The organism is Nocardiopsis sp. YSL2, from assembly GCF_030555055.1.
Lineage (GTDB): Bacteria > Actinomycetota > Actinomycetes > Streptosporangiales > Streptosporangiaceae > Nocardiopsis.
The window spans coordinates 96,230-109,384 of the sequence record NZ_JAMOAO010000001.1; the positions used below are offsets into that span (position 1 = coordinate 96,230).

Below are 13,155 nucleotides of genomic sequence, written 5' to 3' on the forward strand. Positions count from 1 at the left end.
TCATGTCGAGCCATGGATCGACGGACTGGGCCCGAGCCCTTGAACATGTGTCCCCGACCCCGGACGGGTATCAGGAATGGGTCGACGCTGATTACGCGCGTGAGCTCCTGCGCTGCTCGGATGAGGAGATCACACGGCTCCGTTCCTCTGGTATCCAAACCCGGGGAGACGGATTCGAACTCTCCGACCTGTGGAACGTAGGTCTCTATTCAGGTACGGGGGCCAGCCGACCGGAGCTGGAGATGGTGTTCTTCGGTCTGGTCGTGTCACCGCGGCGGGACTGGATCGTACCAACTGAGTACTCGATCACTCTGGAGGCTGCCTGTCCTAGCGAGGGTGACTGCGTCAGTGATCGTTGGGAATCCCCCCAGTTGCTGGGGGCCCGATGGCACGAGGGCAAGTCCACAACTGGGCGGGTGAGGTGGACGGGGGAGATCACGGTCTCCGGCCGCCGGGACATCGTTCATGACTCTCAGGCACAAGAGGTTTGGGCTGAATTCGTCAACGGCAACTCGTTTCACTACCTCTTCATGCGTCGAGAACAGACTCCGGAACTCACACGGACCAGGAGAGTAGGAGATTGCACGGCCCTATCAGCGGCGCTCAGTGAGAAACTCGCCGGTCACGGACTCTCGTCCAGGACCCGGGACGGTTTCCTGTTCTCAGGACGGGAAGCACGGATACACAGGTGGGTAGAGTTTGAGGAGGATAACGGCGATTGGAAACCGTTGGATCCCTCGATGGCCGTCCTCGCACCCAGATTTTTCACCACAGAATACGCGGAGTTCTGCAAGGGATCCTTACTAAATCGCCTGGTCAGGATCGCACCTGAGGACACCTTCCACGTGCACCACTGGTGTGCGGAGCACAGGATGGATCTGATTCCCGCAGTCGCGCTCCGCAAGAACTGAGAGACCTGGCAGGGCACCGCCAGAAGCCACGAATCACGAGGACTCCGGATCCCTGCTGGTTCACTCGAGTGATGAAAGGGGGCCCGGACATGCTCATCTGTGATGACGCGACACTCGCAGTTGACGCTTGTACTCTGAGAATCTGCTGACGATACCAGCATTCTTCAACCGTTGGAGAATCGTACGGTGAGCCTTGTCATCAGGAACAAGTGGGCGGTTCGTGCCGTGGTCGGCGATCGTAGAATATGGCTCATTCATCGATCGCAGCAAGCTCCTCAGCTCACTGATCGGCAGGGCGCTCGCGGCTGCAATGAGGTTAATGAGAATCCCATACTCTGCTCCGCCAGCGCGTATGGCCTCGATCTGGTCGTAGTCGAGCACAGTTTGTGACTGCATGGCGTATCGGCCCACTATGTTGCAGGTCCCAGTTGAGGCATCGGCAAGGTAGGAACTGATGTTTGCCAGCACCGAGTCTTTCAATGCGGCGTCGACGCGTGGACTGTTGAAGAACTCCCCTACGTCATGAGCGGGCAATACATCCGAGCCTATGAACTCACCAAACGCCTCTGACTTCTCGATCGCACACTGACGTGTCTCCCAGTCGACGATGAGCTGGCTCGAGAATGTCGTGGGGTTGTCAGCGATGATCCCTCGCTCGATCAACAGGCCAGCGAACGCTCCATGCTCGGGGGTGATCTCCTCGGGATCGAGCAAGGTCTCGAGGTTGAGGCTCGCAGCGAGGCACACGCATTGGGTCGCGGAGGGGAGGTGCGTACGCCCATTGAGGATGGCAGTGGCGAGCTGGATGCGGTCCGTGCCCTCCACGGCCTCGGCATGGGTGACTATCTCGCTGTCTGCGAGAAGTGCAGCAATATTCTCGTCGAAACCATCGAATGCACCAAGGTAGGCAACCAGGTTCGTAGCCGTTGGGTTAGTGCGACGGCTAGCGGTGAGCGCTGGCCAGGACCAATGTGGAGCATCGGTCAGTACGTCCACACGGCATTCCTCTGCGGCCAGATGCACGAGATTCACCATCGCGTTATCGCGGTTGGGGGCAGCTTCCCCGGCTTCATGCAAGATGCCCAGGAACGCGTCGTTCGCGGTCACAGTTTTCTGGAGCGACGCGGCCTCCCGGATAGCTTCGATATATGTGGGTAGACGCGATAGAGCAGTGTCATAAATATCGGTATTTGCTTCGCGGAGCTCGTTCAGCGCGATGGATGGCCTCCCTGTGAGGCTCTGAAGGTTTGCCTCGTTGATCAGGTAGGTACCATCGGCGATGGCAGCCTGACGCCCTCGTTCGTTAAGCGGTGCGACCGAAGGCAGTCGCAGTCCCATCGTGGCTATCATCGCCATCGCCCGGGACGTCTGCTTTGCTGGCACATTGCCGGTCAGCACCTCGAACTCGGTGTAGTGAGATTCCACGAACCGGGTGACGCCACCCTCGCGGAAGTACTCACGCTCGGAATCCAGGTGTCCCAAGGCGGCGTTCACCAGTTCGACACGTTGCGTCTCATCAACCCTTGCACTTCCGACGAGATAGGTCAGGATCTCATCGCGTAATGGGGCGAGAGCCTGGGCGAACTCATTCTTGTGTGCCCCTACGTCGAGGTACCAATCCGCAAAGTTCTGGTCAATGCTGCCCCAGGCAGAAATCTGCTTGATCAGCATCTCGGCGCGGGCGTCCTTTGTCGATAGGAGATGGTCCAGGAGCGAGACGTTGTAGACGCGACGGTCTCTCAAAATTCCGTCGCCCTTGTCGCGAAGGATGGCCTTGACATCGTCGGGCTCGAGCGAGTATAGAATGTGTGGTTTTCCCTGGTCCAAGGCGTGAACGATGAAGTTCAGAGCATTGTGACGCAGGTGCCGACCGTAGTAGATCGAGATGTAGAGAGCAAAGTAGTCGTTGATGTAGCCGTTTGCGACGAGTTCGCGAGCGAGCACTGAGCCCAGCAAACGCTCGGTGAGTTGACGGAACGACTCAGGACTGCGCTCCTCGGAGTCCGGTCCAACGAACTCTGGACGATCGTAGATATCCTGCCATGTGTGATGTCGCAAGAATGAAATTTTGTCGGGTATCTCCGATTTTTCTCGGACGAGCTCGGCATGGTCCTCATGCTGCCACTTGTCAGCATCGAGGTCCTCGCCAAATACTAGCTGAAGATCCTTGAAGACCAGATTTCGCGAGCCGGCGTTCCGAGAATTTGTAATCTGAATTTGCTTCTTTTCGGTGATTATGGCGTACCACAATTCAGGAATTGTAAGATGCGCGATACCATACGTACTATCCGAAACCGAAACCCGAGAGTACTGTTGGATGTTCTCGGGGAAGGCAGCCTTGGCTATCACTTTGAGGCGTTCGCCGAGTCGGGCGCTCCTGGTAACTACTGCGTCATGTGCCTCGATGCGACTCGTAAGGTTGAGAGATCTGGTTGTTAAATCGTTCACGCAGTACTCAAAGAGTCGCTGCCAGGCTATGTGGAGGTCGTCTAGCTTGCTCGCACCGAGGCGGATAGCCTCAAAGTCGGCCATGTGAACGCTCTTGTAGAGGATCATCGCGAACATTCGATCCTGGTCCAGGCCTGGGATCTGGTTCTCGGTTCCCAGGAGCCTGTTCGCAAACATGTCATACTCGTTGCGCATGTTGACGATCAGCCGCTTGTCGGCTATGTGGCGAGCTGCAAGGTCGGTCAGTGCGGAGGAGACACCGGTTCCTTCCATCTCGTCAATCATCAGATCTCGAGCATTGCGGTGGGTGATGAAGGGGACGATCGGGATTACGAGGTCGAAGAACTTCGTGCGGTTTGCGCGCTTGACTTCCTCAGCGGCCGCGTCACCGAGATTGGCCTCCTGACTGTCAGCACCGATTTGCTCAAACACGCTATCGCGCAGGGCGTAGATGAATTTGACGTCGGGCGTTGCCGATGCCCGATTCTTCTGCTGGCGAGCAGAGTGTCCTTTGCGGAAGCGCACCTGTTCGGCACCATTGAGAAGCGTGTTCAATGAGCGCAGTGTCTCGAAGATTTGGACGTCTTCAAAACGGTCGATGTCTTCGAAGATGACGATGTCGCGTCCACTAACCTCGAAGTAGTAAACAATCTCATCCATATACTGGTCAAAGTAGCTCAAGGAGTGCGCAGCAAGAGTGACCATCGCCGGACCTGCAGTGAGCTTCTCCAGAAACACGCGATTATGTGTCAGCCATCGCGCCCATACGATTGCGGCAGTGAAGATCATTAGAAGGGTAACGTAGGCGGCGATAGTGGATACGACTCGACCTTGCGCCACAGCAACCAACCGCTCACTCTGGCCGCTTAGAAACAGAATTATCAGGACTATTAGCCCTATACCGCCCGCAATTCCAATCTCGCTATTCCAGCGAAACCTCGAGATACGGCGAAATCGCGAACCGCGCGTCCGTGAGGGAGCGTCGCGATAGAGGATCTGCCTGACAATCTCCTTTTGGATGCGGTTAGTCGTCGACGACGCAGGATTACCCTCCGACCCCGCATTGGGATCGTCCTGTTCAGCGCTGACAGTAGACAATGAGAGTTCGAGAACTCGCTTCGGATATAGCTGCGATATCTCGCCGAGAACACTGCTTTTACCCGTACCATAGGCGCCGGTGACAGCGATGTTCCTCACGGACAGCTCATGCTCGATCGCGTGTTGGAGTGCTTCGACGTACACCCCATGGTGTTCCTCGCTGAACTCGGCTCCGAGGCTCCGCAACTTCAACTGGTGGGAGCTGGCCACGGCGGCCGGTGACGTCGTGCTCTCGAGCGGCTGCGGTACTTCAGGCTGGCTCGTGTAAGTCGGTTGTTCCTCTGCCATGCTCATACTCGAATGCTATGCCCTAATTCGTCAGTAGCGTGGTGATCGTAACTGATCCGGCACTTCGCCAGTGATGTTCACGCTCGGGGTAGGAACGGATCCTCGTGTGAGGCTGAAGTGTGCGCCGACTGCCCCGAGCGTGGGAGCCATCCGCCGCCTCCTCCGTGCGGTCAGACCTCTACGTTGGGCGGCTCGGACACCTGCAGGATGCACATATGCGTGTTCACCGCGTAGCTGAGCCTGGAAGAGAACTGCACCGCCGCGCAGTCCTGATTCACTCCGTCGTAGCTCGAGGCGTCTCCCCCCTGCCGGTGAGGATGCAAGAGCAGCGTGCCGCCCCGTCGTCTCCGGTCACGGAGCGGATCACCGTTCGTGAGCGAGCTCAGCAGCGGGTCTCTCACTCATCGAGTGGAGCGATGTTGGCACTGCCCCGGACAGTCCTCGCTGTCCTTTCTGCTTGACCAGGCGCCCCCAACGCTCCCTCCGCCCGAACTTCGCCGCGATCTCCTTCCCACTCGGGAGATCCCCCGTTTCCCTCTGTCGTTCCAACGCCCAGCGCCAAGCCCGATCCTGAAATGGCGACAAGGCAGGCCCTTCTACGGGCCCCTCGCTCGAATCAGGCACGATCTGCAGATCGGTATCAGTGCTCCTCCCGGTCTCCGAGACCCCTGCCTCCTGAACTTCGTGTGCCGCCACTTCCGGGGCCTGCTCATCAGCTGCGTACGCACTGCGTACGCTGCGCGCGACGGTACGGAACTCGCGCATGAGCAGCTCATACGCACCAATCAGCGCGAAGGAGGGCCACGCATGAATGATCCTGGACCACATCGTGGGGTCGGCGACCGCCACGTTGGCCGCGAGCGAAGCACCCGATCCCAGGATGAGCAGGGCCCAGGGCAGTAGCCCGCCCTTGCGGCCGTGACGGGCATCGCTCAGCAATGTCATGGACGCGCCGACGATCATGCCGTCGACCGAGAGCGGGAACAGGGCCGCACGCCACTCGGGTTCGCCGTGGCGCAAAGCGAGTTCGTACATGTGCGAGTAGGACACCACCGCTGCGATCATCGCCAGCAGCAGCACGGCCGCGATGGTGACCCATCGTGACCAACGGGAGGACTCCATCCCGATCACCCTTTCCTGGTGACCGAGGGACCCTCACGGTGCTGGGAACCGCCCTTCCGAGCGGCGTGGGAGGCATCCGTCTCCCACCCGGACTGGGAGATCTATGGGAGACGCGAATGTCTCACAACGGCTTCCAACGGCTGCGAAGGCCCCTCAACGGAACCCTCTGAACTGCAATAACACGGATTGAAGCAGGTCAGGCCACTGCCGCGCCTACCCCTTCCCGGTCGTGAGTTCGAGGCGGAAGCCCGGCAGGTGGAGCGTGCCCCGGCTGGTGCGTACGGTGCTGCCCCGGTCGCTGGGCACCAGGCGCACGGCGGTGCCGCCGTCGGCGCCGGTGGCCGACCCCAGGCGTCCGGCGACCACCGAGCGCGACTCCAGGGCCTTGGTGACCAGGCGGAGCAGGATGCGGGTGTCGGCCTCGTCCAGGACGCGGTCGTGCGCGCCCTCGTCGGCGAGCCGCGCGGCGGCCATGCGTTCGTCGGCGCGTTGCTGGGCCTGCCGGCGGCGCAGCGCGGACCGGGCGCCGGCGTTGCGCTTGACGGGCTTGGGCACCCCGGTGGTGGGGGCGCGGTCGCTGCGGAAGAGCGTGACGGACAGCTCCACGCCCGGCGCGTCCCACCAGGTGGTCGTGGGCGGGATCTGCTCGTCGTCCTCGTGGGCGGTGCCGAGGTGGCGGGCGGAGCGCACGTTGAACGCGGCGCCCATGAGGGCGTGGGCCGCGCCGTCGTCAGGGGTGTTGAACACCCATTCGGCGAGGTGGCGCAGCTGGGTGGAGCGGTTGACCCCGCCGCGCTGGGCCTCGGTGAGCTGGCGCAGCAGGGCGATGACGCCCGAGACCGCGGAGCGGGTGGCGGCGCCCAGCTCGGCGGCGCGGGTGGGCGCGCCGCCCTCGGAGGCGAACCAGCCGCGGACCGCCCGCCAACGGCGCCGCCAGTCCTCCACGCGTTCGCCGCGCGCCATGAACAGGCGCTCGTCCGCCTCGGCAGCGCGGGAGAGCAGGGTGGCCAGGCCGGTGCCCTCCACGTCGTGGACGGCCTTGTCCAGGCGCGGGAGGTAGCGGTCCAGTTCGGCCATGAAGTCGGACATGTGCACCAGCAGGGCGTTCTTGTGCCGCAGGAAGACCTCGGGGGAGGCCTCGGTGGAGCGCAGGATCTCGCCCAGGGTCACGTGGAACTGGGCGGAGCGCCGCCCCATGTCCTCCATGACCGAGTCCAGGCGGGAGAGGCGCCGGTAGACGCTCTCGGCCTGGCCGGTGCGGTTGGCCTCGGCCAGCGCGGTGAGGTCCTCCAGCACGTCGGAGAAGACCAGCCGGGAGAGGTTGACGTCCTCCACCCGGGCGCCCAGGACGTTCTCCACCGCCCGGTAGGCCCAGTAGCCGAGCTCGCTGAACTGGTAGACCGACTGGCGGTTGCGGTAGCTGGCCAGGTCGCCCGCCCGTGAGGCGTCGTCGAAGCGGTGGACGACGCCGTCGGCGCTGAGCTCGTCCAGGCGGTGGCGCAGGCCGTGCGCGGGCGCGGGCGCCTCGGGGTGGCTCGCGGCGAGTTCGCGCAGCGCCGTGGCGACGTCCTCGGCCCCGGCCTGGACCTGGTGGACCTCGCGCAGCCGGTCCAGCGCGCGCAGGATCCACAGGTAGGTGATGTGATCGTCGCGGCGGGTGAAGTTGAACAGCTGGAAGCGGTCGCTGACCGCGAGCGCGTCCAGATCCAGAGCCCTGCGCTCGGCCAACGTCATCCCCTCTCCCCGTGCACGCCCCCACGCGCCGACGCCGTTCGGCGACGCAACGACATTATGACAGCGTGGCGACGTGCCGGTTCACGCGTCGGCGAGGGCTGTGGACGACGGGTCCGCGGGGCCGGTCAGAAGGTGCCGCCGGGCCATTCCGAGAGCACGGAGCCGGGGTCGGGGACGGTGAGGTCGACCTCGTCGTCGAGGCTGCGGAAGGTGTAGTCGAGGTTCCAGTACCCGACGTCGAGGGGCTCTCCGGTGTTCGGGGTCTCCACCAGGAGGCTGAGCGGCGCGCGGTCCTCGCCGACGATGAGGACGAACGAGGTCGGGCCGCCCGCGGGGTCGGTGTAGGTGCCCTCCAGCCGGGTGCCGGGGACGGCCGGGCCCGTCTCGGGCTCGGTGTAGGCCGGGTCGTAGATCTGCCAGTGCTCGAGGACCGGCGCGAACTCGGTCGGCTGCTCGTCGGTGACCCGGCCCGTCTCGGCGATCGCCGTCAGGGGCTCCGCCACGGCCTGGGGGGTGTAGTCGGCCGGGTCGTACCCGGTGCTGTCGGAGACGTCGACCCACTCGCCGGCCGGTCCGGCCGAGACGATCACGCGGTCGTCGACGAACATGCTCTCGGAGTACTCCGAGGCGTAGGTCCCGACCCGGCGCTGCATGACGTCGTCGCCGTAGGTGAAGTGGTCGAACCAGACCCGGTTGCCCGTCGCCCCGATCGGGTCCGCGGGCGGCTCCTGCGGCGGCCCGGACCCGTCCCCGGGATACTGGTGGATCGACACCTCGAAACTGTCGGCGTCCAGGAAGACCTCCGCGGACGCGGCGGCCAGGTCGATGCCGGTCGGCTCGGGTTCGGGTTCCTCGGGAGTCGTGGGCTGCTCGGCGGCCGGGGGAACGACGGCGTTCGGTTCCTCCTGCGCCAGGCTCCTGAACAGCAGGTATCCGCCTCCGGCGACCACTCCGGCGGCGATGACCCCGACGGTCGCCAGGACGGCGATCCGGGTTGCGGAGAGGGTCGCCGCACCGTCCGCGGCGGGGGCGGCGGTCGCCCCGGGAGCGTCCGCCGCGCCCGGGGCGGACTCGAACACCGCGTTGACGGCGTGGCCGGAGAACCCGCCGTCCGAGGGCACTCCCGCGGGGGCGCCCGGACGTGCCGTGCCGGCGCCGGGCGAGGGCATCGCGGTGTCGGCGGCGGGCGGAGCGAAGGCCCCTCCCGGGGAGCCGGGGGCGGGCGGGTCCGGTGCGGGGGAGGTGTCGGCGCCCGTCGGCACGGCGGCGCCGGTTCCGGCCGGCGCGCGGCCGCCGACGGGTGCTCCCACGGCCGGGGTGGCGGGCCCGGGCGTGGCGGCGACGGCGGAACCCCGGTCCGGGGCGGCCTGGTCCGTACGCTCCCGCGGAGCCGACGCGGTGCGCGCCGCCGCGCTCCACAGGCCCGGGTCGTGCCAGGAGGTGTCCACGCTCGGCCAGTGCTCGCCGATCAGTGCCCACAGGCGGTCGGACCACTCGCGGGCGGGGACGTCCTCGCCGATGCCCAGGAGCAGCAGGAGTTCGAGGTAGACCTCCTCCGTCTCGGGCCGCGCGGCCGGATCGGGCGACAGGGCCCGCTGGACGAGGGGTTCGAGCCCTTCGGGAAGCTGCCCGGGGCGGGCGGGGGTGCGTCCGGCGCTGAACAGCACGAGCCTGCCCCAAGCCGAGGTGTCGCCGCGGGCCCCGGCCCGGGCCCGCTGGGTCCACCGGCCGAGTCCGTGGTCGACCAGGTGGGGGCCGTCCGGGGAGACGACCACGCTCTCCGGGCGGATGTCACCGTGGACGAGGTCGGCCGCGTGCAGGGCGCTGAGGGCCTCGGCGTAGGCCGCGGCGGCCACGGTCAGCGCCTGGCCGGTCAGCGGCCCCTGGTACTGGAGGTGGTCGCGCAGGGAGTGCCCGGGGATGTAGTCGGTCGCGGTCCACAGCGATCCCTCGTGGAGGCCGCCGTCGTGGGCGACGGCCGCGCACAGGCTGGACACGCGCTGGCCCGCCGCCACCCGGTCGGCGAGTTCGGCCTCCGCCCCGGCCCCGGTGGGGGCGTCGGCGCGCATGACGGCGCTCGGCGCGCCGTCCGGCGAGACGGCGGCGTAGACCACGGCCGAGGAGCCGGAGAACAGCCGCCCGATGATCCTGTACGGCCCGATGAGGCTGGGGTCACTCTGTGTGAGCGGGGTGACGCCGGAGGGCAGGCGACGTGCGGGGGGCTTAGCCATATCGGAGGGGAATCTTCCCAGAATCACGTGTGAGGTGACTCAGACGTCTGGCATATCGGAAAGGGCTTGATTGTAGACCGGAACAAATCTCACCAACAAGACGAACGGGTCACCGAACGGAACCGAGACCGCGCGCGGCACCGTGGCCGGCCACGCTGTGCGGACCCCCGAGGTCACCGGCCGGAAAACCCGTTGCGGTGCGTGAACGGCGCGTGGAAGCCTGCGGCGGTGGGACACGTGGAGGTCAACCAGATCGGACACACCCTGCCCGACGGACGCGTGTTGTTGAGCGCGGTCTCGTTCCGGGTGGGCGAGGGGTCCAAGACGGCGCTGGTGGGAGCCAACGGCGCGGGCAAGAGCACACTGATGCGCCTGCGTCGCCGCCCAGGGCACCCCCTGCGAGCGCTGCCGGTGGCGCGAGGTGCGCACGCTGCCCGGAGGCGAACAGAAGCGCCTGGTCATCGAGGCTCTGCTGCGCGGACCGGCCCCGGTACTGGTGCTGGACGAACCCGACAACCACCTGGACGTCCCACCGACAACCTGGACGTGGTGTCCGCGGAGGCGTTGGAGACCGCCTTGGAGGCCTTCGAGGGAACGGTGCTGGCGGTCACCCACGACCGCTGGTTCGCGCGCGGTTTCGACCGCTTCGTCGTGTTCGGCGCGGACGGGCGCGTGCGGGAGGTGCCGGAACCGGTGTGGGACGAGGAGCGCGTGCGACGGGACCGCTGAGGCGGTGTGCGCAGGAGCGTATACATCCCGTGAATTGACCGCGGCGCAACGGGGACGAACACCCCGCGAAATACGCGGGTAGTTGCCTTCCACCGGGCAAGAACGGAACATGTCGGACCGATCCGACTCTTCCCCCTGAGAGCAGAGGCCGCGTATGTCGATCCCCCAGAACGCCGCCGGACCCGAGAGCAGACCGGAGGACGAGAGGCCCAGAGCGGGCCTGATGGTCGTCTACGGCTTCCAGCACATCCTGGCCATGTACGCCGGTGTGGTGACCCCGCCCATCATCGTCGGGTCGGTCGTGGGCCTGTCCACCGCGGAGATGGGCCTCCTCATCAGCGCCGCGCTCATGGTCAGCGGTCTGGCGACACTCCTGCAGACGATGGGCGTGTGGCGCTTCGGCGCCCGGCTGCCCTCGGTCATCGGCATCTCGTTCGTCCCGGTGAGCGCGATGGTCGGCATCGCGGGCGAGAGCGGCCTGCCCACGGTGTTCGGCGCCGCGCTGGTGGCCGGTGTGTTCGGCCTGTGCGTCGTCCCCGTCATGGCGAGTCTGATCCGGTTCTTCCCGCCGGTGGTGACGGGCAGTGTCATCACCATCATCGGGGTGTCCCTGTTCCCCGTCGCGGTCGGCTGGATCACGGAGAACAACGAGACCGGTGTGCCGACCACCACCGGCCTGGCGCTGGCCGGGACCACCCTGCTGCTCGTGCTGCTCCTGGCGTGGGTACTGCCCGGGGTGTGGAGCCGGATGGCGGTGCTGGGCGGCCTGGTCCTGGGCACGGCGGTCGCCGCCGCCTTCGGCCAGGTCGACTTCTCCGCGGTCGGCGAGGGCGCGGTCTTCTCGTTCGGCCAGCCGTTCTACTTCGGCCCGCCGGAGTTCCAGACGGCGGCGATCATCACCATGTGCGTCGTGATGCTGGTCATCCTGACCGAGGGTGTCGCCGACATCCTCGCCGTCGGGGAGATCGTGGGCGCCAGGATGGACGGCCGCCGCCTGGCCGACGGCCTGCGTGTGGACGCGCTGGCCTCCGTCGTCGGCCCGCTGCTCAACACCTTCCCCGGGAGCACGTTCAGCCAGAACGTCGGCCTGGTGGCGCTGACCCGGGTCAGGAGCCGGTACGTGGTGGCCGTCGGCGGTCTGATCCTCATCGCGCTCGGACTGTTCCCGGTCCTGGGGCGGATCGTGGCGATGATCCCCTCCCCCGTGCTGGGCGGGGCCGGCCTGGTGCTGTTCGGCTCGGTGGCCGCGGCCGGAATCCGGACGCTGGCCGCGGTGAGGTACGACGGCAACATGAACCTCATCATCGTCGCGGTGGCGCTGGCCTTCGGCACGATCCCGCTGGCCGCGCCGGGCTTCTACGACGGCTTCCCGAGCTGGGCCGCGATGATCCTGAGCTCGGGGATCGTGGCGGGCGCGGTCGCGGCACTGCTGCTCAACGCCTGCTTCAACATCGTGGGCCGCAAGGACGGCGGAGCCGAGGCGACCGGGCCGGCCGGGTCGGACGCGGTTCCGGAGAGGACCGGGGCGCCCGCGCCTCCGGCCGACGCCGGCGGGCAGGCGCCCGGGAGCGCGCCGAAGGAGTGACGGACGGTCCCGGCCGGCCCCTCACCCGACCGGGACCTCCAGCTCCACAGTGGCGGAGCACTCCTCCCGGCAGCCCCCGATCCGCAGGACACCGCCCGGTTCCGCGTCGGGGACGACGAACGACGCCCGGGTGGTGGATCCCGGCTCCAGCTCGTAGCGGCCGGCCGCGGCGGCGACGTCGTGCTCCCGGCCGTCGGGGTCCACGTACACGGCGCCGAAGAGGTCGATGTCGACCGCGTGGACGGTGCTGACGTCGATGGTCACCTCCAGGTCCTGTGCGCGGTAGGCGCTCACCAGCGATGCGTGCACGCCCTCGGAGGACACGCTGCCGTCCCCGGCCCCCAGCAGTCGGGGCCCGGGGTCGGAGCCGTCCACCAGGAAGCCCTCGATCCGGTCGCCCGCCGACTCGAAGCCGGTGAAGTGCGCGCACTGGCGCTCCTGCGGCGGATCAGCGTCCTTGTCCCCGGGATCGCACAGCTCGAAGCCCTGCCCGGTCGGCCGCACCTCGGCCGCGGTGAGCGGCCGCCCCTCGTCGACCCGCGCCTGCACGACCGAGATCCGATGGGTGAGGAACGCGTCGGCCGTGGATCCCTCGGGGGTCAGCAGCCAGCCCTCGCGCATGCGGTCGGGGTCGTCTGTCGCGGCGAGGGCGTCCATGTACTCCGCCGCTGCCTCGGGCGGGGTCGCCGATTCCGGCGTCGGGGAGGCCGCGCTCGGTGACGGCGAGGGCGACGGCTGCCCCGTGCGTTCGGGGGCCGTCGGCGCGGCGGTCGGCGACTCCTCCTCCGGCGATTCCTGCTCCGGTGACTCCCGGCCGGGTGACTCCTCGGACGGCGTGGTTCCGTCCGGTGAGCCCGGGGTCCGAGGCTCCTCCTCGGCGGGCCCCACGGTCGCGGGCGGTTCCTGATCCTGCGGCCACCCGCAGGCCGCGGTGGCCAGGAGGAGTGCGGCCACCGCCGCCGAGGCACGCAGACGCGTCGAGGCCATAGGGCTCCTCCCCTGCGATCAC

Annotated in this window: 7 protein-coding genes and 1 pseudogene; 3 read left to right on the plus strand and 5 right to left on the minus strand. The window is 66.7% G+C overall.

All coding sequences use genetic code 11. From position 1 onward, the window contains the following. The first annotated feature begins 2 nt into the window (after nt 1–2). Nucleotides 3–911: a hypothetical protein gene (locus M1P99_RS00390; protein ID WP_304450697.1), complete on the plus strand. Its 909-nt coding sequence runs from the start codon at nt 3–5 to the stop codon at nt 909–911. Between the two features lie 93 nt (nt 912–1,004). On the opposite strand, the gene M1P99_RS00395 is transcribed toward M1P99_RS00390, so the two are convergent. The 4 genes from M1P99_RS00395 to M1P99_RS00410 all read right to left on the minus strand — a co-directional run bounded on the left by M1P99_RS00395 (nt 1,005) and on the right by M1P99_RS00410 (nt 9,832). Further along, on the minus strand, nt 1,005–4,751 hold the full coding sequence (locus M1P99_RS00395; protein WP_304450698.1) for a hypothetical protein: 3,747 nt from the start codon (nt 4,749–4,751) through the stop codon (nt 1,005–1,007). Nucleotides 4,752–5,108: 357 nt separating this feature from the next. Then, nucleotides 5,109–5,867: a DUF2637 domain-containing protein gene (locus M1P99_RS00400; RefSeq protein WP_304450699.1), complete on the minus strand. Its 759-nt coding sequence runs from the start codon at nt 5,865–5,867 to the stop codon at nt 5,109–5,111. 213 nt (nt 5,868–6,080) lie between these two features. Further along, entirely contained in the window at nt 6,081–7,595 is a 1,515-nt protein-coding gene (locus M1P99_RS00405; RefSeq protein ID WP_369696576.1) for a TIGR02677 family protein, read from the minus strand. A 131-nt stretch (nt 7,596–7,726) separates the two neighbouring features. After that, the gene (locus M1P99_RS00410; RefSeq protein WP_304450701.1) at nt 7,727–9,832 is read right to left on the minus strand and encodes a hypothetical protein; all 2,106 of its coding nucleotides are present in this window, start codon (nt 9,830–9,832) and stop codon (nt 7,727–7,729) included. Between the two features lie 228 nt (nt 9,833–10,060). Here M1P99_RS00410 and M1P99_RS28600 point away from each other — a divergent pair. Further along, nucleotides 10,061–10,453: pseudogene (locus tag M1P99_RS28600) on the plus strand (ATP-binding cassette domain-containing protein); the annotation flags it as partial. A 262-nt stretch (nt 10,454–10,715) separates the two neighbouring features. After that, nucleotides 10,716–12,146, plus strand: coding sequence for a nucleobase:cation symporter-2 family protein (locus M1P99_RS00420; RefSeq protein WP_304450702.1), 1,431 nt, complete (start codon nt 10,716–10,718; stop codon nt 12,144–12,146). Between the two features lie 21 nt (nt 12,147–12,167). Here the strand turns inward: M1P99_RS00420 and M1P99_RS00425 are convergent, their stop codons facing one another. Then, a complete protein-coding gene (locus tag M1P99_RS00425) occupies nt 12,168–13,133 on the minus strand; it encodes a hypothetical protein (RefSeq protein WP_304450703.1) in 966 nt (321 codons plus the stop codon). Between the last annotated feature and the right edge of the window lie 22 nt (nt 13,134–13,155).